This is a genomic window from Novosphingobium album (ex Hu et al. 2023) (assembly GCF_022832385.1).
Lineage (GTDB): Bacteria > Pseudomonadota > Alphaproteobacteria > Sphingomonadales > Sphingomonadaceae > Novosphingobium > Novosphingobium album.
Map to the genome: position 1 here is coordinate 1 of NZ_JALHLE010000035.1, position 25808 is coordinate 25808.

At 64.3% G+C, this 25808-nt stretch carries 24 protein-coding genes; 16 read left to right on the forward strand and 8 right to left on the reverse strand.

Features of this window, described 5'->3' with window-relative positions:
• Window positions 1-168 precede the first annotated feature (168 nt).
• Window positions 169-1596 carry an aromatic ring-hydroxylating oxygenase subunit alpha gene (locus MTR64_RS17915; protein ID WP_419144962.1) on the forward strand — a complete coding sequence of 476 codons (1428 nt, stop codon included), beginning with the start codon at window positions 169-171 and terminating at the stop codon, window positions 1594-1596.
• Between the two features lie 111 nt (window positions 1597-1707).
• A complete protein-coding gene (locus MTR64_RS17920) occupies window positions 1708-2409 on the forward strand; it encodes a Crp/Fnr family transcriptional regulator (RefSeq protein ID WP_243995875.1) in 702 nt (233 codons plus the stop codon).
• A gap of 177 nt (window positions 2410-2586) precedes the next feature.
• Here MTR64_RS17920 and MTR64_RS17925 read toward each other — a convergent pair whose 3' ends face one another.
• A complete protein-coding gene (locus MTR64_RS17925) occupies window positions 2587-3285 on the reverse strand; it encodes an OmpW family outer membrane protein (protein WP_243995942.1) in 699 nt (232 codons plus the stop codon).
• 227 nt (window positions 3286-3512) lie between these two features.
• Between MTR64_RS17925 and ccoN the strand changes: the two genes are divergently transcribed.
• The 10 genes from ccoN (at window position 3513) to hemN (ending at window position 12924) form a co-directional block, all read left to right on the forward strand.
• On the forward strand, window positions 3513-5162 hold the full coding sequence (gene ccoN, locus MTR64_RS17930; protein WP_243995876.1) for a cytochrome-c oxidase, cbb3-type subunit I: 1650 nt from the start codon (window positions 3513-3515) through the stop codon (window positions 5160-5162).
• Window positions 5163-5185: 23 nt separating this feature from the next.
• A complete protein-coding gene (gene ccoO / locus MTR64_RS17935) occupies window positions 5186-5935 on the forward strand; it encodes a cytochrome-c oxidase, cbb3-type subunit II (RefSeq protein ID WP_243995877.1) in 750 nt (249 codons plus the stop codon).
• Window positions 5932-6108 carry a cbb3-type cytochrome c oxidase subunit 3 gene (locus tag MTR64_RS17940; RefSeq protein WP_243995878.1) on the forward strand — a complete coding sequence of 59 codons (177 nt, stop codon included), beginning with the start codon at window positions 5932-5934 and terminating at the stop codon, window positions 6106-6108. The genes ccoO and MTR64_RS17940 overlap by 4 nt, the downstream gene beginning before the upstream one ends.
• On the forward strand, window positions 6101-7027 hold the full coding sequence (gene ccoP / locus MTR64_RS17945) for a cytochrome-c oxidase, cbb3-type subunit III (protein ID WP_243995879.1): 927 nt from the start codon (window positions 6101-6103) through the stop codon (window positions 7025-7027). The genes MTR64_RS17940 and ccoP overlap by 8 nt, the downstream gene beginning before the upstream one ends.
• A gap of 79 nt (window positions 7028-7106) precedes the next feature.
• Window positions 7107-8564, forward strand: coding sequence for a cytochrome c oxidase accessory protein CcoG (gene ccoG, locus MTR64_RS17950; RefSeq protein WP_243995880.1), 1458 nt, complete (start codon window positions 7107-7109; stop codon window positions 8562-8564).
• Window positions 8564-9061: a FixH family protein gene (locus tag MTR64_RS17955; protein ID WP_243995881.1), complete on the forward strand. Its 498-nt coding sequence runs from the start codon at window positions 8564-8566 to the stop codon at window positions 9059-9061. The genes ccoG and MTR64_RS17955 overlap by 1 nt, the downstream gene beginning before the upstream one ends.
• Window positions 9058-11196 (forward strand): heavy metal translocating P-type ATPase, encoded by a 2139-nt coding sequence (locus MTR64_RS17960; RefSeq protein WP_243995882.1) that lies wholly within the window; start codon window positions 9058-9060, stop codon window positions 11194-11196. The genes MTR64_RS17955 and MTR64_RS17960 overlap by 4 nt, the downstream gene beginning before the upstream one ends.
• On the forward strand, window positions 11193-11345 hold the full coding sequence (gene ccoS / locus MTR64_RS17965; RefSeq protein WP_243995883.1) for a cbb3-type cytochrome oxidase assembly protein CcoS: 153 nt from the start codon (window positions 11193-11195) through the stop codon (window positions 11343-11345). Before MTR64_RS17960 ends, ccoS begins: the two co-directional genes overlap by 4 nt.
• Complete coding sequence (locus tag MTR64_RS17970; protein WP_243995884.1) at window positions 11342-11566, forward strand: hypothetical protein; 225 nt, start codon at window positions 11342-11344, stop codon at window positions 11564-11566. Before ccoS ends, MTR64_RS17970 begins: the two co-directional genes overlap by 4 nt.
• A 32-nt stretch (window positions 11567-11598) precedes the next feature.
• Entirely contained in the window at window positions 11599-12924 is a 1326-nt protein-coding gene (gene hemN, locus MTR64_RS17975; RefSeq protein WP_243995885.1) for an oxygen-independent coproporphyrinogen III oxidase, read from the forward strand.
• Window positions 12925-12927: 3 nt separating this feature from the next.
• Here hemN and MTR64_RS17980 read toward each other — a convergent pair whose 3' ends face one another.
• From MTR64_RS17980 to MTR64_RS18010, 7 genes are all read right to left on the reverse strand, one after another.
• Window positions 12928-13200 (reverse strand): PilZ domain-containing protein, encoded by a 273-nt coding sequence (locus MTR64_RS17980; protein ID WP_243995886.1) that lies wholly within the window; start codon window positions 13198-13200, stop codon window positions 12928-12930.
• A gap of 199 nt (window positions 13201-13399) precedes the next feature.
• On the reverse strand, window positions 13400-14821 hold the full coding sequence (locus tag MTR64_RS17985) for an aromatic ring-hydroxylating oxygenase subunit alpha (protein WP_243995887.1): 1422 nt from the start codon (window positions 14819-14821) through the stop codon (window positions 13400-13402).
• 73 nt (window positions 14822-14894) lie between these two features.
• Entirely contained in the window at window positions 14895-16751 is a 1857-nt protein-coding gene (locus MTR64_RS17990) for a flavin-containing monooxygenase (RefSeq protein WP_243995888.1), read from the reverse strand.
• A 295-nt stretch (window positions 16752-17046) separates the two neighbouring features.
• Entirely contained in the window at window positions 17047-17649 is a 603-nt protein-coding gene (locus tag MTR64_RS17995) for a cation diffusion facilitator family transporter (RefSeq protein ID WP_243995889.1), read from the reverse strand.
• A gap of 57 nt (window positions 17650-17706) precedes the next feature.
• Window positions 17707-18378 (reverse strand): spermidine synthase, encoded by a 672-nt coding sequence (locus MTR64_RS18000; protein ID WP_243995890.1) that lies wholly within the window; start codon window positions 18376-18378, stop codon window positions 17707-17709.
• Window positions 18375-20375, reverse strand: a complete 2001-nt coding sequence (gene thrS, locus MTR64_RS18005) for a threonine--tRNA ligase (protein WP_243995891.1) — start codon at window positions 20373-20375, stop codon at window positions 18375-18377. Before thrS ends, MTR64_RS18000 begins: the two co-directional genes overlap by 4 nt.
• A 276-nt stretch (window positions 20376-20651) precedes the next feature.
• Window positions 20652-21758, reverse strand: a complete 1107-nt coding sequence (locus tag MTR64_RS18010) for a glycosyltransferase family 39 protein (protein ID WP_243995892.1) — start codon at window positions 21756-21758, stop codon at window positions 20652-20654.
• Window positions 21759-21846: 88 nt separating this feature from the next.
• Between MTR64_RS18010 and MTR64_RS18015 the strand changes: the two genes are divergently transcribed.
• The 4 genes from MTR64_RS18015 (at window position 21847) to MTR64_RS18030 (ending at window position 25785) form a co-directional block, all read left to right on the forward strand.
• On the forward strand, window positions 21847-22602 hold the full coding sequence (locus MTR64_RS18015) for an alpha/beta hydrolase (RefSeq protein ID WP_243995893.1): 756 nt from the start codon (window positions 21847-21849) through the stop codon (window positions 22600-22602).
• Window positions 22603-22618: 16 nt separating this feature from the next.
• Window positions 22619-23494 carry a tetratricopeptide repeat protein gene (locus tag MTR64_RS18020; RefSeq protein ID WP_243995894.1) on the forward strand — a complete coding sequence of 292 codons (876 nt, stop codon included), beginning with the start codon at window positions 22619-22621 and terminating at the stop codon, window positions 23492-23494.
• Window positions 23491-24483 carry an LLM class flavin-dependent oxidoreductase gene (locus tag MTR64_RS18025; protein WP_243995895.1) on the forward strand — a complete coding sequence of 331 codons (993 nt, stop codon included), beginning with the start codon at window positions 23491-23493 and terminating at the stop codon, window positions 24481-24483. Before MTR64_RS18020 ends, MTR64_RS18025 begins: the two co-directional genes overlap by 4 nt.
• A 75-nt stretch (window positions 24484-24558) precedes the next feature.
• Window positions 24559-25785 carry an NAD(P)/FAD-dependent oxidoreductase gene (locus tag MTR64_RS18030; protein ID WP_243995896.1) on the forward strand — a complete coding sequence of 409 codons (1227 nt, stop codon included), beginning with the start codon at window positions 24559-24561 and terminating at the stop codon, window positions 25783-25785.
• Window positions 25786-25808 lie beyond the last annotated feature (23 nt).

The following is a 25808-nucleotide window of genomic DNA, read 5'->3' on the forward strand; positions in this document are numbered from 1 at the left end:
CTCTCAAGCACTTAGCAATTCAGTCCTTCACGGAACCCGGCGTTACTCGATCGCTCTCGCGCTGGCGTACGGCCATTGGGATGAAGATTTGCGCTTGATCAAAGCTTGCGTTGCCTAGCGTCCTGCAAACTCCTGCCAGTTAGAAACAAACAGGACAGGATGCCTCCCATGGCCGATATCAATTCCGCGGGTATGTCGCTGGCCGGGAATCCCTACCCGATCACGCGTTCCGAGCTGATTCCCGCACAGCGCTACTACGACGAGACGTTCTACCAGGCCGAGGTCGATCATCTCTGGCCGCACGTCTGGCAGATGGCTTGCCGTCTCGAAACGATCCCCCACGTCGGTGACTGGGTCGAATATTCGAACGTCGGCAAGTCGGTTCTCGTCGTGCGGACCAAGGAGGGGGTCAAAGCCTACCAGAACCATTGCCGCCACCGCGGCGTGCCGATCGCCGGCGGCTCGGGCAATGGTCACGGTAACTGCGCGAAGTCCGGTTTCATCTGCCCCTTCCATGGCTGGCGCTGGAACATGGATGGCGAGAGCACCTTTGTTTACGGAAAGCAGCTGTTCTCTGAAGATCTGCTTGACCAGAACGAACTGGCCCTGAAGCCGGTCCGTTGCGAGACATGGGGCGGCTGCGCCTTTATCAACCACGACATGAACGCGCCTTCGCTTAAGGATTGCCTCGGCCCGGTGCTGGACCGGCTCGATGCGCACGGCATGTCCAACGTGCGGTCCGAATGGTGGTTCGCCACCGACCTGCCGGCCAACTGGAAGATCGCGATGGAGGCTTTCATGGAAGGCTACCACGTGATGATGACCCATCCCCAGCTGCAGCGCTCAGTGCCCGGGCTATACAATGCCCGTTATGGCGACGACACGGGCGGCATCGGCCTGCCGATTGACCCGGAGCAGTCCGTCGAGCAGAACATCCGCGCGCAGATCGACAATCTCAAGCTACTGGGCTCGGGCATGGCCGGCATGGTCCACGCCAAGGAAATCGAGATCGCCGAGCAACTGGGGCCTGACAATCCCGATATCCAGTTGCCGCCGACGGTGGCCGAGGCCGTGCCGACGTGGTTCGGGCTGGTGCAGGACGCGGTCAGCCGCAAGCTAAGGGAACGCGGCGAAAACGTCCCCGATCTCAACGCGGTCTGCGTGTCGGATCCTGTGAACGCGGTGGAATATCTCTTCCCGCACTATTTCCTGCTCCCGTTCTTCACCAGCTACGCGTCGTACCGCATCCGGCCGCTGGGCCCGGAAAAATGCCGTTTCGAGATCTGGTCACTGACGCACTTCCCCGAAGGGCAGGAGCCGGAGCCGCCGATGGAGCCGACAGTCCTGCCCTACGACAGCCAGGATTTCCCGATGATCCCGCGTCAGGACTATTCCAATATCCCGCTCCAGCAGAAGGGCCTGCATTCGGAAGGATTCGAATTCATGCGTCTTGCGAAGGATGTGGAAGGCCTGATCAGCAATTATCAGCGTCTAATCGATGGCTATATTGCTGGCGAGCCGGCCGACAAGCTTGCGGCGGCCAACCAGAAGCTTGGCGGCAATTTCGATGGACCGATCCTTGACCTTGAACTTTAGGAAGTGGTTATATACAGGGGCCGACTATGGAAGGGGGTGCTTTTCACCCCCTTCGTTTTAAGCTAACGGGATCGTTTAAAGGCGATCCCGCGACGTTGGTGCCCGATCAGTATGTCCACATGTGATCTTTGTGTTGTCCGGAACCGGGCGATTTGTGCTTCGCTCGATACCAAGGAGCTGGATGCCCTCAACTCGATCGGGCGGACCCGCAAGATTGCGCCCGGGGAATCACTGATCTGGGAAGGCGAGGATTCGGTCCTTGTCGCCAACGTGATCGAAGGCGTGCTCAAGCTCTCGACAAATACCGAGGACGGTCGCGAGCAGATTGTCGGCGTGGTCTACCCTTCCGATTTCATCGGCCGGCCCTTCGGCGGAAAGTCCGGGCATGGCGTGACAGCACTGACTGACGCCAAGGTCTGCGTTTTCTCGCGCCGCGACTTCGACGCCTTTGCCCGCGATCATCCGAAGCTGGAACACAAGCTGCTCGAACGCACGCTGGGCGAGCTTGACCGGACGCGGCGCTGGATGCTGCTGCTCGGCCGCAAGTCTGCCTCTGAAAAGATGGCGAGCTTCCTGATCGAGATGTCCGAGCGCCTGACCGGCTCGGGCTGCAAGGTCGATTTCGACAAGCCCAACCAGCGCCACATTATCCTGCCGTTCTCGCGCCAGCAGATCGCGGACGTGCTGGGACTGACGATCGAGACGGTGAGCCGCCAGTTCACGCGCCTGAAGAACGAAGGTGTGATCGACCTGCCGTCGCGCCGCGACGTGACAATCCTGGACTTCGACGCACTGGTTGCGGAAGCGGGCTGACCCGCGAGCGCAATTCGCATCAAACGGAAAAGGCTGCACCCTGGACCGCCTCGCATGCGGTTTGAGGCTGTGATGTCTTGTGCCCGGCGCAGATAGTTTCCTGCAAGATCGCGCGCGCAACGAAAAAGGGGAGCCGGATGGCTCCCCTTTCCCGTGTTTGCCGTGAGGCGGGACGCTTCAGAAGCGGTACGCCACGCCCGCGCTCAGCACCCACGGATCGAGATCGTGCTTGGTTTCGAGAACCTTGGTGCCAGAAGCGTAGAACTTCGCGGTGGGCTTCATGAAGTACTTCTTGGCATCCAGCGAGAGACCGAAGCCACTGTCGCCCAGCGCGATGTCTACGCCGCCCTGCAGGGCAACACCGAGCGAGTTCGACATCTTGACCCGGTCGACACCCAGCGCCTTGGCGGTTGTGCCGGGCTTTTCGTCGAAGACGAAGAAGATCGACGGACCCGCGCCGATATAAGGCTTGATCGGACCACCCATGTCCAGGTGGTACTTGGCCGTCAGCGTGGCGGGCAGGATCAGCACATGATTGACGATGTTGGTGCCGGCGAGATCGCCGGTGCCGTTGACGTGGTGCTGGGTGAAGCAGCAGATCGTTTCGACCGACACGTTATTGGTGAAGAAGTATTCGATCGCGAGTGTCGGCACGACATTGTCGTTTGCCTTGGTGTCGAACTGGTTGAGCGATGCGAGCGTGCTGCCCAGCGTGCTGGTGGTGTCGATCGACTTGACCTTGTCGATACCGCCGTCCGGAAGAACGGCCGTGCCAAGTACCTTCACCTGAATCTTGCCTTCGGGGCTGCCAGCCATGGCCGGCGTGGTGATCGCGGTGGCCGCGGCAAGCGCGGCAAGCATCATGGTCTTGCGCATAGTCTTTTCTTTCATGTCCGCCGGGGCCGCACCGTGCGATCCCCCCTCTTTAGCGGCTGCCCCAACGCTTTCCTCCACTTGCGTCGATCATGATTTGATCGTGCGCAAATTGGCGGAATTTAGCGCTTTTTTTATAGTCGGCTCATTTTGATCGTTATCAATGCGAGGGTTCATGATACTCTCCAAGGCGGCAACAGGTTCAGCAACAATCTCGAAAGAGAATGCATATGGTAACGGTCCTCGCGCGGGCAGGCATTTGGCTTGCCGTGCTCTTCCTTGCCGTCATCGGGGTCGCGCTCGCGGCGGATGGGGGTTTCGCGATCCACATGGGCATCGTCGCGCTGGCGGCGCTGATCGCGGTGTGGTTCACAATCAGCGGTGCTGACTATTCGGCCATCGCGCGCGGCATCCTCAAGATGCCCGATCAGAGCAGGTATGATGATGATCCGGTCCGCTGGGGTGTCATCGCGACGGTGTTCTGGGGCATGGCCGGTTTTGCGGCAGGCCTGTTCATCGCGCTGCAGCTGACCTGGCCTGTGCTGGACTTTGCACCATATCTCAATTTCGGGCGCCTTCGCCCGCTGCACACGTCCGCGGTGATCTTCGCGTTCGGCGGTAATGCGCTGATCGCGTCGAGCTTCTATATCGTGCAGCGCACCTGCCGCGCTCGTCTGGCCTTCCCGGGCCTCGCGCGCTTCGTGTTCTGGGGTTACCAGCTCTTCATCGTTCTGGCCGCGACCGGTTACCTGCTGGGCATTACCCAGTCGAAGGAATATGCCGAGCCCGAATGGTATGTGGACTGGTGGCTCACCATCGTCTGGGTCTGCTACCTGCTGGTTTTCGTGGGCACGATCGTCAAGCGTTCGGAGCCGCATATCTACGTCGCCAACTGGTTCTACCTGGCGTTCATCCTGACCATCGCCATGCTGCACGTGGTCAACAACCTCGACGTCCCCGTCAGCTTTGTCGGCTCGAAGAGCTACCCGCTGTTCGGCGGCGTGCAGGGCGCGCTGGTCCAGTGGTGGTATGGCCACAACGCGGTGGGCTTCTTCCTCACCGCGGGCTTCCTGGCGATGATGTACTACTTCGTGCCGAAGCAGGCCGAACGCCCGATCTACAGCTACCGTCTGTCGATCATCCACTTCTGGGCGCTGATCTTCCTCTACATCTGGGCTGGCCCGCACCACCTGCATTACACCGCGCTGCCCGACTGGGCGCAGACGCTGGGCATGGTCTTCTCGATCATGCTGTGGATGCCGAGCTGGGGCGGCATGATCAACGGGTTGATGACGCTCAACGGCGCCTGGGACAAGGTCCGCACCGACCCGATCATCCGCATGATGATCATGTCGGTCGCCTTCTACGGCATGAGCACCTTCGAAGGCCCGATGATGTCGATCAAGAGCGTCAACTCGCTCTCGCACTACACCAACTGGACCATCGGCCACGTTCACTCGGGTGCGCTGGGCTGGAATGGCATGATCACCTTCGGCGCCATCTACTACCTGACGCCGCGCCTGTGGAACCGCGAACGGCTCTACTCGCTGCGCATGGTCAACTGGCACTTCTGGCTCGCGACAATCGGCATCGTCTTCTACGCCGCCAGCATGTGGGTCGCCGGTATCACCCAGGGTCTGATGTGGCGTGAATACGGGCCGGACGGCTATCTGGTGAACTCGTTTGCCGACACCGTCGCCGCGATCCACCCGATGTATGCGCTGCGTGCCTTCGGCGGGCTGCTCTACCTCTCCGGTGCGGTGATCATGGTGGTCAACGTCTGGCAGACGATCGCAGGCAAGCTGCGCTCCGAAGCCCCGATGCATGACGCCGCCTACGATCCCGAGGCCGACCGCCCGATCCTGGCTCCCGCCGAATAAGCCCGACGAAAAGGAATAGGAAAATGACTTCCATCGTTGAGCGCCACAAGACGCTTGAGAAGAACGTCACGCTGCTCGGCATCGGCGCCTTCATCACCGTTGCCATCGGCGGCATCGTCGAGATCGCACCGCTGTTCTGGATCGACAACACGATCGAGAAGGTACAGGGCATGCGTCCCTACACGCCGCTCGAACAGGCCGGGCGCGACATCTACGTCCGTGAAGGGTGCTACGTCTGCCACAGCCAGATGATCCGCCCCTTCCGCGACGAGACCGAGCGCTATGGCCACTACAGCCTCGCCGCGGAATCGATGTACGACCACCCGTTCCAGTGGGGGTCCGAGCGTACCGGGCCGGACCTGGCGCGCGTGGGCAACCGCTACTCGGACGAGTGGCACGTGCAGCACCTCAAGAACCCGCAATCGGTGGTACCTGAATCGGTCATGCCGAAGTACGGCTTCCTCGCGGAAACCGATCTCGAGGTTCCGAACGTAGCGGCCAATCTGAAGGCGCTGAGTGATGTTGGTGTACCCTACACCGACAAGGACATCGAGATGGCCATGGCCGACCTCAAGGCACAGGCCGATCCCGAGGCCGACGCCGGGGATCTCGAAACGCGCTATCCCAAGGCGCAGATCCGCGACTTCGACGGCAACCCCTCGCGCCTGACCGAGATGGACGCTCTGGTCGCTTATCTGCAGATGCTGGGCACGCTGGTCGACGTCAACGGGCCTGCCGCACAGGAAGAACTCGCATCGGAGCATGGACGATGATCACGATCGAGCACTCCCTGTACGAGACGCTGCGGCAGATCGCCGACAGCTGGGCACTGGTTGCGATGGGGCTGTCTTTTCTTGTGCTCGTCGCCTGGCCGTTCCGGCCGGGCATGCGCGAGAAGAGCAACGAGGCCGCCAACATGATCTTCAAGGACGAGAACGATGGCTAACAAGCGTCTCGATGAAGCCACCAACACCGAAACCGTCGGCCATGAATGGGACGGGATCGAGGAACTCAACACGCCCCTGCCGCGCTGGTGGCTGTGGAGCTTCTATGCGTCGATCGTTTTCGCGATCGGCTATGTGATTGCCTATCCGGCGCTGCCGGGCATTCACTCCGCGACCCCGGGTATGTTGGGCTGGACCAGCCGCGGGCAGCTGGACAAGGAGCTGAAGTCTGCCGCTGATGAGCGGGCCAAAACCGTTGCGGCGCTCAAGGACATGCCGATCGAGCAACTGCCCCAGCATCCCGATCTGATGCGCGCGGCGGTGGCTGGCGGTGCGGCGGCGTTCAAGGTCAACTGCGTGCAGTGCCACGGCGCCGGTGCGGCGGGCTCGAACGGGTTCCCCAACCTCAACGACGACGATTGGCTCTGGGGCGGTGATCTCAAGACCATCCAGCAGACGCTGATCCACGGCATCCGCCAGCCGGGTGACGACGAGACGCGGATGAGCCAGATGCCTGCTTTCGGCCGCGACGGTCTGCTCACCCCGGCGCAGATCCAGGATACGACCAGCTTCGTCCTGTCGCTGTCTGGCAAGGAAAAGCCCTCTGCAGCGTCGCAGCGGGGCAAGGCCGTGTTCGAGGCCAACTGCGCTGTCTGCCATGGCCCGGAAGGCAAGGGCGACCGTCAGTTCGGCGCGCCGAACCTGTCGGATGCGATCTGGCTCTTTGCGGGTAACCGTGATGCCGTCAGCACGCAGATCGGCAATCCGCGCCATGGCGTGATGCCGGCCTGGGGCACCCGCCTCGACCCGGTGACCATCAAGATGCTGGCGGCCTACGTCCACTCGCTGGGCGGTGGTGAGGAATTCGCTGCAGCGCCGGCCGAAGCACAACCCGAAGCTGAAGCGACCACGGCCGAATAGGCCGTGGTTTCCCCCGGGACGGGTCGCACTCGCCCGGGGCCGCTCAGCCCCCCGACGAATACACGAGCGGACCAAGGACATGAACAAGCCTGAAACACTGAAGCCGGAAGACCAGCCGCTGGGGCTCTATGCCAAGCGCGAGCCGGTCTTCAACCGGCGCATCGACGGCAAGTTCCGGCGCATCAAGTGGGCGATCATGGTGATCTGCCTTGCGATCTACTGGATCACGCCGTGGATCCGTTGGGATCGCGGGCCCTATGCCCCCGATCAGGCTGTCCTCATCGACCTTGCGCACCGCCGCTTCTACATGTTCAGCATCGAGATCTGGCCGCAGGAGTTCTACTTCGTGGCCGGTCTCCTGATCATGGCGGGCATTGGCCTGTTCCTGGTGACGAGCGCCGTCGGCCGCGCATGGTGCGGCTATGCCTGTCCGCAGACGGTCTGGACCGACCTGTTCCAGCACGTCGACCGCTTCTTCGATGGTGACCGCAACGCCCGCTTCCGCCTCTACAAGGCGCCCTGGGGCCCGGCCAAGATCGCCCGGCGCCTGGCAAAGTGGACGGTCTATCTGGCGATCAGCTTCGCCACTGGCGGTGCATGGATCTTCTACTTCGCCGATGCGCCCACCCTGCAGCAGGCATTCTGGACCGGCACGGCCCCGGCCGTTGCCTATGGCACCACGTTCGTCCTCACCATGACGACATTCGTGCTCGGCGGTTTCATGCGCGAGCAGGTCTGCATCTACATGTGCCCCTGGCCGCGCATCCAGACTGCCATGCTCGATGAGAAGAGCCTGCTGGTCACCTACAAGGACTGGCGCGGCGAACCGCGCGGCAGCGTCAAGAAGGCCGAAAAGAATCCCGGCCAGTTCGGCGACTGCATCGACTGCAACCAGTGCGTCGCGGTCTGCCCGACCGGCATCGACATCCGCGAGGGACCGCAGATCGGCTGCATCACCTGCGCACTGTGCATCGATGCCTGCGACCGGGTGATGAAGGAAACCGGCCGTCCGCGCGGGCTCATCGATTACGCCACGCTGGAAGATGCCGAGCAGGAGAAGGCCGGCCAGCCGCCGACGCGCCATCTCAAGCTGATCTGGCGCCCGCGCACAATTCTCTATTTCTGCGTCTGGGCCGGCATTGGCCTGGCGCTGCTGTTCATGCTCGGCACGCGTGTCCATACCCAGCTCAACGTGGCCAAGGACCGCAATCCGCCCTATATTCTGATGAGCGACGGATCGATCCGTAACGCCTACGCGCTGCGCCTGCGCAACATGGAGGGGCGGCCGCGCGAGATGGAACTCTCGATCGAGGGCCTGAAGGACGGCATGATGTGGACCGAGGACATGGCCCGTGAAGATGCGAGCAGGACCTTGACCCGCACCGTCCCGGCCGACGAGACGCAGAGCGTCCGGGTCTATGTCGTCGCCCCATCGGATACGTCCGCGCAGGAATTCGAATTCAAGCTCCAGGCGGCCGGAGATGCTCGCGAGAAGGACGAAGCAGAGGTCAATTTCGACGCTCCGGAAGGACAGTGATGAGTAGCCAGCAAGCCCCCCGCCGCAAGCCCTTCACCGGCAAGCACATGACCGTGATTCTGGTCGCGGGTTTCGGGGTGGTGTTCGCCGTCAACTTCCTGATGGCGAGCCTCGCTACATCGACTTTCGGTGGCGTTGTGGTCGAGAATTCCTACGTCGCCAGCCAGCACTTCAACAAGTGGCTGGACGAAGCGGCAAAGGAAAAGGCGCTGGGCTGGAAAGTCGATGTGGAGCGCCGCTCCGATGGCCGCCTCACCGCCGCGCTTGCCGGTGTGCCCGCCTACCCGACCGTCAAGGCGATCGCTCGCCACCCGCTGGGCCGCAAACCCGACATCGCGCTGACCTTCCAGAAGGAAGCGAGTGGCGCTTATGTCAGCGACAAGCCGCTGCCCGAAGGCCGCTGGATCCTGCGTTTCGATATCGAGGCTGGCGGCAAGATCTGGCGAGGGGAGGATCAGGTCGAAGGGCAGGAGGTCATGGGGCAGCCGGTGCCATGAACGCGCCTGTGCCCGATCTGTCTGTCGCTGGCGAGTGCGTGGACAGCCGCTTCACTGTCCCGGGGATGCGGTGTGCCGGGTGCATCGGCAAAGTCGAGCGCGGTTTGTCGGCGGTGCCCGGAGTCGCGGCTGCGCGTGTGAACTTTTCGGCCAAGCGGGTGGCAGTCAGTCACGTGCCCGGCCTGACCGATGACGATCTGATCGAGGAACTGCGCAAGCTCGGCTTCGAGGCCGAACGCGCTGCCGATAATCCGTTAGGCCGCGACGACGCCGAAACCAGGCGCCTGCTGCGGGCGCTGGCCGTCGCCGGTTTCGGCATGATGAATATCATGCTGCTTTCGGTCAGCGTCTGGGCCGGCGCCGACGCGGTGACGCGCGAGATGTTCCACTGGATCAGCGCGCTGATCGCGATCCCGGTGATTGCCTATGCCGGGCGTCCGTTCTTCGCGTCGGCGCTGATGGCGTTGCGCTACCGCCGCACCAACATGGACGTGCCGATCTCGATCGGCGTGCTGCTGGCGACGGGGCTCAGTCTCTACGAAACCGTGACCGGTGGCGTCCATGCCTATTTCGACGGCGCGGTCATGCTGCTGTTCTTCCTGCTCGCGGGGCGCGTGCTCGATGCGATGATGCGCAGCCGCGCCCGCTCCGGCATCGCCTCGCTGCTCGGCCGCATGGGCCGGGGCGCGCATGTGGTACAGCCGGACGGCTCGACGCAGTATGTCGAGGCCGAGCGGCTGGCGCCGGGCATGGTGATGCTGGTGGCTGCTGGCGAAGCGCTGGCGGCGGACGGCGAAGTGCTGGAAGGCCGCACCTCCATCGATTCGTCGATGCTGACCGGCGAGAGCGATCCGCGGGCCGCAGGGCCGGGGGACACAGTACACGCTGGTATGGTCAACCTCGGCAATCCGGTCCGGATCAAGGTAACGGCCGCCGCGCAGGACACGGCACTGGCCGACATCGCGCGGCTCATGGACGAGGCGGGCCAGTCGCGCTCGCGCTATGTGCGCATCGCCGACAAGGCCTCGCGCATCTACGCACCTGTCGTGCACAGCCTGGCCTTCCTCAGCTTCTGCGGCTGGATGCTGGCAGGAGCGGGCGTCTATCACTCGCTGACGATCGCGGTCGCGGTTCTCATCATCACCTGCCCCTGTGCGCTGGGCCTTGCGGTTCCTGCCGCGCAGGTCGTCGCGGCGGGCGCACTGATGAAGCGCGGGCTCCTGATCAAGGATGGCTCGGCGCTCGAGCGGCTGGCCGAAGTGGACGAAGCGCTGTTCGACAAGACCGGCACACTGACGATAGGCGAACCGCGCCCGGCGGACCCTGGTGTACTCGACGCCCAGGCCTGCTCGGTGGCGCTGGCACTGGCGCAGGGCAGTCGTCATCCGCTCAGCCGGGGGCTGGCGCAGGCCCTGCGCGATGCCGGGACCGAACCGGCCGCGCTCGACGATCTGGCGGAGACTGCCGGCATGGGCATGACCGCGCGGTTCGAGGGGCAGGATGTCGCGCTGGTGCGGCCCGAAGTGGAAACGGCGGGGCTCTCGGTGGATTTGCTGATCGGCGGCACGCGGACCCGAATCGCGTTCACCGATCCGCTGCGTCCCGATGTGCGTGAGGCGATCGCGGCGCTGGCCGCGCAGGGCATTCACTCCGGGATCGTCTCGGGCGACCGTGCGGACACGGTCGCGGCAATCGGAGCGCAGCTCGGAATTGAGGCCACCGGTGGCATGATTCCCTCCGACAAACTCGATATGCTTGGCGCGCGCGCTAATGCTGGCCACAAGGTCCTGATGGTGGGTGACGGCCTCAACGACGGTCCGGCACTGGCCGGTGCCCATGTTTCGATAGCGCCGGGTGGAGCCAGCGATGTCAGCCAGCAGGCGGCGGACGCCGTCTTCGTGGGTGAGCGTTTCATGCCGGTGGCGCTGGCGGTGCGCGTTGCGCGCGCGACCATGGGCATTGTGCGCCAGAACTTCGTGATGGCCGCGGTCTACAACATGCTGGCCGTGCCGCTGGCCATCTTCGGCTTCGTGACCCCGCTGATCGCGGCGATCGCGATGTCGGCCAGCTCACTGCTGGTCGTCGGCAATTCTCTGCGATTGGCGCGCGCGGCGGGGCGGGAAGGCACCGCATGACCATTCTCGGTTTCCTGATTCCTCTGGCGCTGCTGATGGGCCTTGCGGGGCTGGGCGCGTTCTTCTGGGCCATGAAAAGCGGCCAGTTCGAGGATCTCGACGGCGCAGCCAACCGCATCCTCATCGACGAAGAGGACGACGGCAAGTGAAGCGCGAACTGGCCCTGCTCGGTACCCTGGCGTTGCTTCCCGCCATGATCGGTCCGTTGGAGGCCGAGGCGCGCAGCATCATCGCGCCGCTGTGCGGTGGAGGGGCGGTGACGATCCCGGCAGGCCCCACTGATGCTCCTTCGGGGCCGGTGCAGGGCCCTTGCTGTGCAAAAGGCTGCCACACCGGAAGTTCACGCAAGCGGCTTGATCGATCGCAATGATCTTCCATGTCGCGTAGGCGAATACGCTCTCTATGTGGACTTATCACCCCGACCTGCTCGCGGTTCCCGTGCCGCGATACACGAGCTTCCCGACAGCGGCGGAGTTTGCCGAGGGTGTCGGAGCGGAGGAATTCGCCACCGCGCTTGAGGGCGAGAACGGCGAAGTCTCGCTCTATGTACATATCCCGTTCTGCGAGAAGATCTGCTGGTATTGTGGCTGCAATACCAGTGTCGCCAACCGCACGGACCGCGTCACCAGTTATCTCGATGCCCTGCATCAGGAGATCGCGCTGGTGGCCGAACGCTTGCCCAAGGCGGCCAAGGTCACCCGCATCGCCTTCGGTGGCGGCAGTCCCAACGGTATTTCGCCGATCGACTTCGTGCGGATCGTCGACGCGCTGACTCTGGAATTCGGCATTCAGACTGAGGGTGATCGGCCGGTCTTTTCGATCGAACTCGATCCGCGCACGCTGGGGCCGGAATGGGCCTCGGTGCTCAGCTTTGTGGGCATCTCGCGCGCCAGTCTGGGAGTGCAGACGTTTGAACCGGTGCTACAGGAAGCGATCGGTCGCGTTCAGCCCGCGCGGATGATCGAGAATTCTACCGCCACGCTGCGCAGTAGTGGCGTGCGTTCGCTCAATTTCGATCTTATGTACGGTCTTCCGGGCCAGACGATGGATCACCTGAGCAGTTCGCTGGAACAGACCGTCGCGCTTGGCGCGGACCGGGTGGCGCTGTTCGGCTATGCCCATGTGCCGCACCTGATTGCGCGGCAGAAGAAGATCGACGGCAGCGCGCTGCCCGATGCCGAAATGCGCTTTCGCATGGCTGCGTTCGGGTACGACTACCTGATCGATCAGGGCTATGTGCCGGTCGGCTTCGATCATTTCGCGCGACCGGGGGATGCGCTGGCGCAGGCGGCGTTGTCCGGCACGTTGCGGCGCAATTTCCAGGGCTTCACCGAAGACCAGTCCCCGGTTCTGATCGGCTTGGGCGCATCGTCGATCAGCAGCTTTCCGGGACTGCTGATCCAGAACGAGAAGAATACCGGACGCTATCGCATGATGCTCTCGCAACACCGGTTGACGGCCAACCGGGGCATTGTCCGCAAGCCGGAAGATCAGCGCCGTGGCGCAGTCATCGAGGCGTTGCTGTGCAAGGGGCGGGCGCGAATCGATGCCGATCTGCAGCGCGAGGCACTGCCGCTGCTCCAGGACTATGTGCACGCGGGCCTGTGCGAAATGGATGGCGCGGATCTGGTGATCCATCAGGGCGGTTTGCCCTATGCGCGTTCGATCGCGGCGCGTTTCGATCCTTACCGCAAGGATTCTCTGCGGCGCTTCAGTTCGGCAGTCTGAGTTTCAGCCCCGGGTGTCGAATTCGACGCCGAACAGGTTGCCGTCGGTCCAGCGAACCAGTCCCCAGACCTCGCGCCCGTCTTCCAGATGGGCCCGCACCACTTCGTTTAGAGCCGGGGCCTCGCCTAAGGCAGCCGCGCTCAGGCCTTTCGACGAAATGTCGCGGACCATGACTTCGATGGCGTCACCACGCGCATTGGTCAGCGCGAACCGGGCGCACTTGTTGCGCCGGCGTTCGCGCAGGATCGGGGTGGGCTTGAAACGGGACTTGTCCATCCGTCCGTAGGACGGCTGCGCGAGGCCGGGCTTAAGGCTTTGTTAGACACGTTTCTAAAAATCCTCCCCGTCGTGCAGCGACGGGACGGGGGATTGCCCGCGAGCCGGTGACGGAGGGGTAATAAGCCCCTCCGTCGGCCGCCTTCGGCGTCTGCCACCTCCCCATTCTGCGAACGGAGCAGGGAGGATTTGTCCGGGTTCACTTCAGCGGTTTGAGATCGCCAGTGCCCATGTATTTCGCGAGGCCGCGGTGCAGGTTCGTGACCTTGCGTTCCTGCCAGGGATTGGGGAGGTTGCCCCGGAAACCCTGAGACTTGTAGCCGCGCTGCACCTCGACCATGTTCGAGATGTCCTGCGCGATGACATAGGGCCACTTGTCGAGATCCTGCTCGACATAGGTCCATTCCGTTTCGGGCTCCTCGCCTTCCGGAAAGCGGTCGAGCGCGACGGCCTCGAAAATGCACTTGTCGGGATCGGTGCCATAGGGGCGCACCCGGTAGGCCAGCGAGAAGGTCGGGCCTGGAATGAAATTAACGTTCGGGAAGATCGAGAGTGCGAGGCCCGCGGCGGCCATCTGCGCGTCGCTGATATCGGGCCAGACGACGCCGCGTTCCGCGTCGATGCGCTTGGCGTTGTCGAGCCAGTACTTGTGGACTTCGGCCGCAGGTGTGCCTTTGGGCAGGTCGATCGGCAGGCGCTGGGCAGTTTTCACCAGCGTCTCGCTGGTGCTGGCGCCGATCGTCTCCCAGTATTCGAGCTGCATGTTCGCGATCGTCTGGCGCGGGTCGCCGTCGCCTGCCGCACGGTGGACGCTGGTCTCGACCGCGGAACCTTCGTCGCGGTGCGTCTTGGAATCGAACCCGGTCTGGCCATGCAGCCCGAACGCCTTGGAGAACGAGTAGAAATCACCGTACTTGATGAGCTGTGGGTGCGTGCCCTGCACGTGATAGGGTTCGAGGAACGCTTCGAGCGCGACTTTCCAGTTGCAGTCGAAGATGCCCCAGAAGCGGAAGCGGTAGCGCATCCTGTCGAACTCGAACGGGTCGATCAGCGTCGCGATCGGTTCGAGGTATTCGCGCAGGGGACCGGCTTCAGTATCCATGTTGATCCAGATCCAGCCGCCCCAGGTATCGACCTGCACGGGTGTCAGGCTGGTGCACGCCGAATAGCTGCCGGGCGAGCCGAGCGCGCCGTTCCAGTCCTCACTGTCGGGGATGTAGGTGGCCTGCCCGTCCATGCCGAAAGTCCAGGCGTGATAGTTGCAGCCGAACTTCAGCTTGTTGCCCTTGGCGCTGTGCGCGCCGGTGTCCTGTGCCACCGTCTTCGGGCCGCCGCCGGTGTTGTTGCCGACAAGGCGCCGTCCCCGGTGCGGGCAGACGTTGTGGAAGGCTTTCAGCGTGGCGGGCGTATCGCGCACGATCAGGATCGAATCGTGGCAGATGTTGTAGGTGATGTAGTCGCCGACCTCTTTCAGTTCCTCCACGCGCCCGGCCTGCTGCCAGACTTTCGACCACAGCCTTGCGGGCTCGGCCTCGGCATAATCGCGGCTGGTGAAGGCCTCGGCCGGGTAGGTGAGGGCTTCGGACAGATCTTCGCTGACGATCTTTTCAGGCTTGTTCATGGCTTCCTCCGGCCCGGCTTGCCCGGGCTCGCAATCCCGGCCGGCCCGCCGGGGCCGGCCATCTGCTTTGACCTTATTCGGCCGGTTCGAGAGTGGATTCGGGGGTGAGCATCAGCCCCGTGAGTTCCCCTTCGCTGCGCCATGCGCCAAGCATGTCCTCGAAGGCGTAATAGCCCTCGCCCCAGGGCTCGCCGAAGATCGAGCGCTTCTTCTTCTGGTCGCCTTCGTTGTTGAAGTAGGATGGCGTGCACTCGTTGGCGAACAGGGACGTGTCGACCGCGACCGAGCGCAAGTGCTTGATATAGGCGTCTTGCGCATCCTGGCTGGGCTCCACCACGGCAATGCCGCGATTGATGGCCTGCGAAGCGACGTAGCCGATGTGGAAGCCCTGATCGATAAAGGTCTTCGAGTTCGACGCATTGGCACCTGCCTGGGTGAAGCCGGTGAAGAACATGTTGGGGAAGTTGTGCGCCATCATCCCCTGGAACGTCTGGAAACCGTCGCGCCAGTAGTCATAGATCGAAATGCCTTCGCGCCCTTCGATGGTATCGATGCCCCAGCGGCGGTCGAGGTCGTTGGTGACTTCATAGCCCGAGGCCATGATGATGCAGTCGCACTCGTACTCCACGCCCTGGTGGATGAAGCCGTTCTCGGTAAGCTGTTCGAGGCCCTGCGTTTCGGCCACGTCGATAAGCTGGACGTTGTCCTGATTGAACGCCGGGTAGAAGTCGTCGTTCGAGGCAGGCCGCTTGCACAGATAACGGTAGTAGGGCTTGAGCGCTTCGGCGGTGACCGGGTCCTTGATGATGTCGCAACGCGCACGCAGGCGCTCCATCACGCGGTAGTCCATGACCTCGCGCCGGGCCGCGTATTCCTCCATCGAAATGTCGGGCCAGCCCTCGGCTTCCAGCTCGGCATTCACGTTGCGGCTGATCTCGGTCCAGATGTCCTCGACCAGATCGGGCTCATGCGGGGCCAGCCGTTCCATCGCCGCATGGTGGAAGTTGCGGATGCGCTCTTCCTGCCAGCCGGGCTTTTGCGCGGCGTACCATTCGGGATCGATCGGGCGGTTGTTGCGCGCATCGATCGTCGAGGGGGTGCGCTGCACGACGTAAGTGTGGCCTGCATATTTGGCCAGATAGGGCACGACCTGGATCGCCGTCGCGCCGGTGCCGATGATCGCCACCTTCTTGTCGCCGAGCTTGTCGAGCACCGGATTGCGCCACCCGCCGCCGGTGTAGTCATAGTCCCAGCGGGCGGTGTGGAAGATCTTGCCCTTGAACTTGTCGATGCCGGGGATGCCGGGCAGCTTGGGCTTGTTGAGCGGGCCCATGGCCAGCACCACGAAGCGCGCCTTGATGTCGTCGCCGCGGTTGGTGCCGACGTGCCAGCGGTTGATTTCCGGGTCCCACTTCAGGTTCTTGATCAGCGTGTGGAACAGCGCGTTTTCACGCAGGCCGAAAGTATCGGCGATCATCTGGCAGTGATCATGAATCTCGTAGCCGTCCGCGAACTTTTTCGACGGCATGTAGCCGGTCTCTTCGAGCAGCGGCATGTAGACGAGCGAATCGTTGTCGCACTGGATGCCGGGATAGCGGTTCCAGTACCAGGTGCCGCCGAAGTTGCCGCCGTGGTCGACGTTGTAGAAGTTGTCGATCCCGGCCTTCTTCAGCTGAGCGGCCACCATCATGCCGCAATAGCCGGCCCCCAGGATGACGACGTCGGTTTCCCCGGTGACCGGATCGCGCGGGGCCACCGGGGTATAGGGATCGACCTCGTAGATTTCCGCCCATTTGCCGCTGGCGGGAATGTACTGGTCGTTGTGGTTCTTCTTGATGCGGCGGTCGCGTTCGCGGAGGTACTTCGCGTGCAGCGCCGGGATGTCGATCTCTGAGGCCGGGGGGCACTGGGTCGGGTTGTAGATCGTCATTGCAGCCATCCTCGTGTCAGCGTCAGTGCCTTAATCAACACTGTTGTTGACTTCATTACGATTCGGTCTCGCTGCGAGCTTTGATGTGGATCAAGTTCGCACTGGAGTACGGCCTCACAAAAAAAGTGAATGGGGATGCAGCTTTTGACGCCGATCAATGTTGCGGCGCGTCAAAAGCGCGAGAAGCTGGGTGCCGGTCTTGCACTGCCGCCGTCTCCACGGCCCGGTGCGAACCGCTTCTCCCCAACTAAAGGGCGGCCCCGCCTCGTGACGGGCCGCCCCATTTTTTTGGGCTTTACGCCGCCCGGCTCACGCGCGCTTCGCCGAGGATTTCCAGCGCCTCCCTGACGACGTAGAGGCCGATTGCGGCGCCCACGCCAAGGTCGAAGTAGCGCCATCCGGTCAGCAGGACTGCGGCCCCTGCCGCTATGACTGCCGCATTGGCGATCACATCTGCACGGGTAAAGATCCACGCCGCCTTGAGGTGCACTTCGTCGCGCCGTTGCTTGCCGAGAAGGCGCAGGACGTACACGTTTACGGCCAGTGCCAGGCCCGCCACAGCAATCATCCAGCCGCCTTCTGGCTCTCCGCCCCATAGCATCCGGCGCGTGACGTCCGCGAGAAGGCCGAGGCCGACAAGAAGCAGAAGAGTGCCACTGAGGGTCGCGGCATTGGCCTTGAAGTGGCTGCTGCGGCCAATGGCGGCAAGCGCGATGGCATAGGCTGTGGCATCGGTGAGCATATCGAGACCATCAGCGGTCAGTCCGGTGGAGCCAGCCATGAGCCCCGCCGTGGTTTCGACCAGGAACATCGCTCCGTTCAGCCAGAGCGCGATCAACAGCGTGCGCTGCTGCGCCTTTGTTTCAACCGCCGTGGGTCCACATCCGCAATCTGCCATGCGGGCAATGGTATGCGATACGGTGCGGCCTGCCAATGTGCTGGCCGGGAATAGCGTTCAGGCCTTCGTGGCGAACCAGATCACGTGCTTCGGCCCCTTGCCGTTGCTGCGCGATGCCACCTTCACCTCGTCGACGTTGAAACCGGCCTTCTGCAGGCGGCGGGTGAAGGCGGGATCGGGACCGGCGGACCAGATGGCGAGCACCCCGTCCGGCGTCAGCGCCCGTTTCGCGGCAAGCAATCCGGAGCGCGAATAGAGGACATTGTTGTCCTCGCGCACGAGGCCGTCGGGGCCGTTGTCGACATCGAGCAGGATCGCGTCGTAGTCGCCCTGCGCGCCCTCGATGAACGGCGCGACATCGGACATGACCAGGTTCACGCGCGGATCGTCGAGGCAGCCTGCGGCAAGCTCCGCCATCGGCCCGCGCGCCCATTCGATGATCTCGGGCACCAGTTCGACCACGGTCACTTCGGCGTCCTGGGGCAGCACCTTGAGCGCCGCGCGCAGCGTGAAGCCCATGCCGTAGCCGCCGATCAGCATCGTCGGCCGCACCGGCTTGCCGAAGCGCTCCATCGCCATGGTCGCCAGCGCTTCTTCCGAACCCCACTTGCGCGTGGACATCAGCTCGTTGTGACCGAGCACGATCATGTAGTCCTTGTCGTGCCGGAACAACTCAAGCTTCTCCCCGCCCGGGACCCAGGCCGTGTCGAGAAGCTCGCGGGCAATCACGACCGGAGGTCCGGTGCGGTAGCTTCGGCCTTGAGCATGGCGATGGCTTCGTCGAGGCTCATCATCTTTTGATGCTCGGCGCCCAGCGTGCGGACGGCGACGGTGCCTTCCTCGGCCTCGCGCTTGCCGACGACCAACAGATGCGGGACCTTCTTCAGCGAGTGCTCGCGCACCTTGTAGTTGATCTTCTCGTTGCGCAGGTCGGTCTCGACGCGCACGCCCGCAGCCTTGAGCTTTTCGGTCACCTCAGTCGCATAGCCATCGGCATCGGAAACGATCGTGGCGACCACCGCCTGCACCGGCGCCAGCCACACCGGCAGCTTGCCCGCGAAGTGCTCGATCAGGATGCCGATGAAGCGCTCGTAGGAGCCGAAGATCGCGCGGTGCAGCATGACCGGGCGGTGGCGCTCGCCATCCTCGCCGATGTAGCTGGCATCGAGCCGTTCGGGCAGCATGCGGTCGGACTGGATCGTGCCGACCTGCCAGGTGCGGCCGATCGCGTCGGTGAGGTGCCATTCCAGCTTGGGCGCATAGAAGGCGCCTTCGCCGGGCAGTTCCTCCCAGCCGTATTCCTCGGTGGCGAGCCCCGCGTCGATGACGGCGTCACGCAGTTCAGCCTCGGCCTTGTCCCACAGCTCATCGCTGCCGATGCGGTTGTCGGGCCGCAGCGCCAGCTTGATCGCGTACTTGAAGCCGAAATGCTTGTAGACGCGGTCCGCCAGTTCACAGAAGTCCCGCACTTCGGAGACGATCTGGTCTTCGCGGCAGAAGATGTGGCCGTCATCCTGCGTGAACTGGCGCACGCGCATCAGGCCATGCAGCGCGCCGTGCGGTTCGTTGCGGTGGCAGCAGCCGTTCTCGACGATGCGCAGCGGCAGGTCGCGGTAGCTCTTGATGCCCTGCTTGAAGATCAGGATATGCGCCGGGCAGTTCATCGGCTTGAGCGCCATCCACTGCGCCTCGTCCGACACCAGCGGGCCTTCGTCCTCGGTGTTGGGCGCCTCGTCGGGGATGACGAACATGTTCTCGCGGTACTTGCCCCAGTGGCCGGACTGCTCCCATTGGCGCGCGTCCATGACCTGCGGCGTCTTCACTTCCTTGCAACCCGCGCTGCCGATCGCGCGGCGCATGTAGTCTTCGAGCTCGCGGTAGATCACATAGCCCTTGGGGTGCCAGAATACCGAGCCGTGCGCTTCGTGCTGGAGGTGGAACAGGTCCATCTCGCCGCCGAGCTTGCGGTGATCGCGCTTGGCGGCTTCCTCAAGGCGCGTCAGGTGTTCGTTGAGCTGCTTCTTGTTGAGCCAGCCGGTGCCGTAGATGCGCGTGAGCTGCGCGTTCTTCTGGTCGCCGCGCCAGTAGGCCCCGGCGACGCGCATCAGCTTGAACGCCTGCGGGTCGAGCTTGCCGGTGCTGGGCAGGTGCGGGCCGCGGCACATGTCGAGCCAGTCGTTGCCCGACCAGTAGACCGTCAGTTCTTCGCCCTCGGGGAGTTCGGCGGCCCATTCGGCCTTGAACTTTTCGCCGTCGCCGGTCCACTTGTCGATCAGCTGCTGGCGCGTCCACGCCTCGCGGCGCAGCGGTTTGTCGGCCTTGATGATCTCGCGCATCTTTTCCTCGATGGCGGGAAGGTCGTCCATGCCGAAGGGATCGCGTGAGGTGGGCGCCATGACGTCGTAGTAGAAGCCGTCGTCGGTCGCCGGGCCGAAAGTGATCTGCGTGCCGGGCCAGAGTGCCTGCACCGCCTCGGCCAGCACATGCGCAAAGTCGTGGCGGGCGAGTTCGAGCGCCTCGGCCTCATCGCGGCTGGTGACGAGCGCGAGCTGGGCATCGCCCATAAACGGGCGGGTCAGGTCGACCAGTTCGCCGTCGATCTTCGCGGCGAGGGCCGCCTTGGCAAGGCCGGGGCCGATCGCGGCGGCAACGTCCGCCGGGGTCGAGCCTGCAGGCATCTCGCGAACCGAACCGTCGGGCAGGCTGATCTTGAACATCTCGGACATCGAACTCGTCTTTCGTTACCAGCTTTTCGGGCCTTGGGCGCGCCATGGCACAGGCGCGCGTGCGGGTGAAGCTTTGGCGACCGTAAATTCGCTATGGTTCGGGAGGATGACGCCACGTCCGCCCGAACCCCGGGCGACGGTGGCTGCGTCTTCAGGCCGCGACCAACCGTCCCCGGGCGAACCGGGTAGTCGTGGTGGTAGTCGTGGTGCGCAGGTGCGTCATGGCGGCCGGTGTAAGGGCAAATAGGGCAAATGTCATCCCGCAAGTTCGCGGGATCAATGAAGCGTCGGACGGGGTCTGCCTCGTTCGGCCATCGACTGCCATACCATCACTCCCAGCCAGCCCGCGCTCGCGCAGACGAGCGGCATCACCGGATGCAGGAGAAGCGGCGGGCCGGGCCGCACGAAGAAGGCGAGCACCGGCCAGAGCGCGGCGGCGTAAGGCAGCAGCCACCAGCCAGCCCACCGCTGGCCGTCGCGGCGGCGCCGGATCAGCATGACCGGGAATGCTGCAATGAAGCCCAGCATCAGGACGGCGCAATAGGCCAGATCGGCATGGAAGGCCGCGCGCCAGATCGGGTTGGCGAGGCCGGGGCCGCTCACCGCTTCCTTGAAGCTCGCCATGCCGGGCAGGCCAACCGGCAGTTTCAAGGACCACTGCGTCAAGAGGTCATGGCTGCGCTGCACCCACGGCAAGAGCATCAAAACGCATATTGCGAGAACCAGCAGGCACTCGCCCAGAACCGGTGGGAACGCACGCCAGCCATCTTTCCGTGTCAGCCAGTCCACCGCGAATAGCAGAGGCACGATGAACACGGACAGCGGGTTCACCAACGCTGCGAAGCCCAGGATCAGCCCGGCGCCGACCAGCTGCCAGCGGCTGGTGCGCGTCACGATGGCCCAGCTTCCGGCCAGCAGCAGCGTGGTGAGGAAGGTCTCCGGCAGCGCCAGCGGCACGCGCGCGATGGCGCCGGGGAGGATCGCCAGAAGCAGCAGGCCCGCGCGCGCTGCGGCCTCGTTGCGGAACAGGCGCCGGCCGAGTGCGAGGGTCAGCAGTCCGGAAAGCATCGTGCAGGCTAGGTTGAACAAACCGACGGTCACAGCGGAGGCGCCGAACTGCGCGAAAACGAGCGACAGCGCGACCTTCCAGCCCGGCGCTTCTGGCACCCCGCCATCGCCATGGCCTGCCGCAGGACTGGCTGCTTGCGCAAAATGCCAATCGGCCTCGGGTGATGGCGAGGCCTCCGCCAAAAGCGCAGCAACGCGCAGCGCGAAATAAAGCGCCCATATCATCAGCAGCAGGGAACGTTCGGTACCGAACCATTCAAGCCGCAGGGCCAGACGCGACGGGCGCGTGGGAAAATGGAGGATGTCGGCGCTCATGGGATCGAAGCGATAGCGGGGCGTTCCAGGCTTGGCATCATCTTTGTCGGGGTTGTGCTCCCGGCGTCCCGGCCCCACTATCCCGCGCATGGCTGAAACGCGCTTCCATGAAATGCCCGGCGGGCGCCAGATCGCCTACCGATTCACGCCCGGAAGCGGCCCGGCACTCGTCTTCCTGCCTGGCTACATGTCCGATATGGCGGGCGGCAAGGCCACCGCGGTGTTCGAGATGGCGCAGGCCACCGGCTTTCCCTGCCTGTTGCTCGACTATTCCGGCTGCGGCGAAAGCCCGGGTGATTTCGCGGACGGCACGCTGTCGCGCTGGAAGCAGGAAATCCTCGCGGTTATCGAGGCGCAAGGGCTGGACGAGGTGGTGCTCGCCGGTTCCTCGATGGGCGGCTGGCTCATGCTGCTGGCCGGGCAGGCGCTGGGCGGGAAGCTCAGGGGCCTGATCGGCATTGCCGCCGCGCCGGACTTCACCGAATGGGGCATTCCGCAGATGGACAAGGCCCTGCTGGCCGATGGCGAGACGATCTGGGAGGACAATCCCTATGGCCCCGAGCCGACGCCGACTCATCCCGGCTTCTGGGCCGACGGGCAGGCGAATCTGCAGCTGGACGGCCCGATCGCGCTCGATTGCCCGGTGCGTCTGCTCCACGGCCAGTGCGATCCCGACGTGCCGTGGGACATCTCGCTGCAGCTCGCCGAAAAGCTCCGTTCAGCCGATGTGCAGGTCACGCTGATCAAGGACGGCGATCACCGCCTCTCGCGCGACTCCGACATTGCCCTGCTGCTGCGGACAGTGGCGGAGCTGGTCCTTCCCCGCGCGCAGGCGGCAGACTGACCGGAGCCGTCCCCCCATGTCCCTTACTCTGATGCTTCCCCTGATGCTCGCCCAGGTTGGCGGTTTCGACCTTAACAACCCCTATGCTTCCGCCCTGCCGCGCGAGATCGTCGAGAAGAAGGCCGATCAGGACCGCAAGCGCCGCGAGGAAGCGGCGATGAACAGCGTGGCCTTGCCCGCGGCGCGTTCGAACACCGGCTGCATGGGGGCGGTCGAAGCCAATCCCGAAAAGTCGGCGCAGCTCGCGCGCGATGCCATGAAGGACGCCATCGGCCGCGAGCGCGTGCGGGCCGGTCTGTGCCTTGGCGTGGCGCTCAGCGATCTGGGCCAGTGGGACGATGCGCGCGAGGCTTTCGTGGCGGCGCGCGATGCCGCTGAAGTGGACGATCATGCCAGCCGCGCCCGGCTGGGCGAGATGGCGGGCAATGCCGCGCTCGCGGCAGGCCAGCCGGGACAGGCGCTGGGCGTGCTCTCGCCCGCCGCCAGCGATGCCGACGCGGCGGGCGATCCCGAAATGACGGCGGCGATCGCGCTCGACCGCGCCCGCGCGCTGGTGGCGGTGAACCAGCCGGACGAGGCGGCGGAAGCTCTGGCCAAGGCCCGCACGGCGCAGCCGGACAACGCGCAGGCCTGGCTTCTCTCCGCCACGCTGTCGCGCCGCCAGAACAAGCTGGCGGTGGCGCAGACACAGATCGAGAAGGCCGCCGAACTGGCACCGCGCGATCCGGAAATTGGGCTCGAAGCGGGCGTCATTGCCGTGCTCTCCGGTAACGACGCAGCGGCGCGGCGCAGCTGGAACTCGGTGCTGGCCACGGCGCCCGAAAGCGATTCGGCGGCTACCGCGAAACAGTACATCGCCCAGCTCGGGCTAGAGACCAAGCCGAAGCCATGATCCCGCTGTCCGTCCTCGATCTCGTTACCGTTCGCGAGGGCGGCACGGTTGCCGAAGCGCTGGCGATCACCGCGGAAACCGCCCGCGTGGCCGAGCGGGCGGGCTACAAGCGCTACTGGGTCGCCGAGCATCACGGCATGGACGGCATTGCCGGGGGCGCGACCTCGGTCGTGCTCGCACATATCGGCCACGCTACCAGCACGATCCGCATCGGTGCGGGCGGGATCATGCTGCCCAATCACAATCCTTACGTGATCGCCGAGCAGTTCGGCACGCTAGCCGCGCTGTTTCCAGGCCGGGTCGATCTGGGGCTGGGGCGGGCGGCGGGGGCGGACGGGCGCCTTGCCAATGCCCTGCGCAAGGACATCGTGGGCGCTGCCGAGCGCTTTCCGCAGGACGTGGTGGAACTGCAGGCGCGGTTCGCCGGGCAGGCGGTGGGCGGCGTGGCCTCGCCGCAGGCCTCGGGCGCGGATGTCGAGATGTGGATTCTCGGTTCCAGCCTGTTCGGCGCGCAGCTCGCGGCCATGCTGGGCTTGCCCTATGCCTTTGCTTCGCATTTCGCTCCCGCGATGCTGGATGAGGCCGCGCAGATCTACCGCGAGCGGTTCCAGCCTTCGCAGGTGCTCGGCAAGCCGCATTTCATGGCGGCCATCAATGTGCTGGCCGCCGATAGCGAGGAAGAGGCCCGCTATCTCGCTTCTTCCACCGACCAGAGCTTTGTGGCGCTGCGCACGGGCAATCCCGGCAAGCTTCAGCCGCCGGTGTGCCGCTACCGCGAATCGCTGCCTGCGGCGGCCCGCGCCATGCTGGAACAGGTCCGTTCGGTCAGCGCCATTGGCACGCCGGATCAGGTGCGGGCGGATATCGAGGCCTTCGTCGAACGCACGGCGGCAGACGAGCTTATCGTCGGCGTCGCCACCTATGATCCGGCGGCGCAGCAGCGGTCGCTCGCATTGACGATGGATGCACTCGCGGCCCTGTCGTCCTGATTGATATCGATCAGAGAAAGGCAATTGCGCTTCAGGCATTGACCGCGCGCAGAATTTGCGGGAACGGGAGCGGCCATGAGCAAAGCAGACGTCGTCATCGTAGGAGCAGGGCATGGCGGGGCGCAGTGCGCCATCGCGCTTCGCCAGAACGGCTTCGAGGGAACCATCACCGTCATCGGCCGCGAGCCGGAATATCCCTATGAGCGCCCGCCGCTCTCCAAGGAGTATTTCGCGCGCGAGAAGACCTTCGACCGCCTCTACATCCGCCCGCCGACGTTCTGGGCCGAGAAGGAAATCACGTTCAAGCTTGGCACGGAAGTGACTGCTGTCGATCCCGCGGCGCACGAACTGACGCTGTCCGATGGCGAGACCTGCGGCTACGGCAAGCTGGTCTGGGCGACCGGCGGCGATCCGCGCCGCCTGTCCTGTGCGGGCGCCGAGCTGGCCGGCATCCACGCCGTGCGCACCCGCGAGGACTGCGACACGCTGATGGCCGAAGTCGATGCGGGCACCAAGAACATCGTCGTCATCGGCGGCGGCTACATCGGTTTGGAAGCGGCGGCGGTGCTGTCGAAGATGGGCCTCAACGTCACCCTGCTCGAAGCGCTGCCGCGGGTGCTGGCGCGCGTCGCGGGCGAGGAGCTTTCGGCCTTCTACCAGAAAGAACACGCTGATCACGGCGTCGATCTTCGTACCGGCGCCATGGTCGACAGCCTGGTGGGCGATGGTCACAGGGTTACCGGCGTCAAGCTGGCCGATGGCGAAGTGATCCCGGCTGAAGCCGTGATCGTCGGCATCGGCATCGTTCCCGCCGTCGCGCCGCTGATCGCAGCGGGCGCGGCTGGTGCCAACGGTGTCGATGTGGACCAGTACTGCCGCACCTCGCTGCCCGACATCTACGCGATCGGTGACTGTGCGTCCTTCGCCTGCGATTTTGCGGGCGGTAACGTGATGCGCGTCGAATCGGTGCAGAACGCCAATGACATGGCGACCAACGTCGCCAAGGCCATTTGCGGCGATGAAAAGCCCTACAAGGCGTTCCCGTGGTTCTGGTCCAACCAGTATGACCTGCGCCTGCAGACCGCCGGCATCAACATGGGCTTCGACCAGACGGTGATCCGCGGCAATCCGGACGAGCGCGCCTTCTCGGTGGTCTACCTGAAGCAGGGCAAGGTCGTGGCGGTGGACTGCGTCAACATGGTCAAGGACTATGTGCAGGGCCGCAAGCTGGTGGAAGCCGGTGCCGCCCCTGACCTCGAAAAGCTCGCCGACAAGGACGTGCCGCTCAAGGAACTGATGTAATCTCATATTCCTCCCCGAGCTTG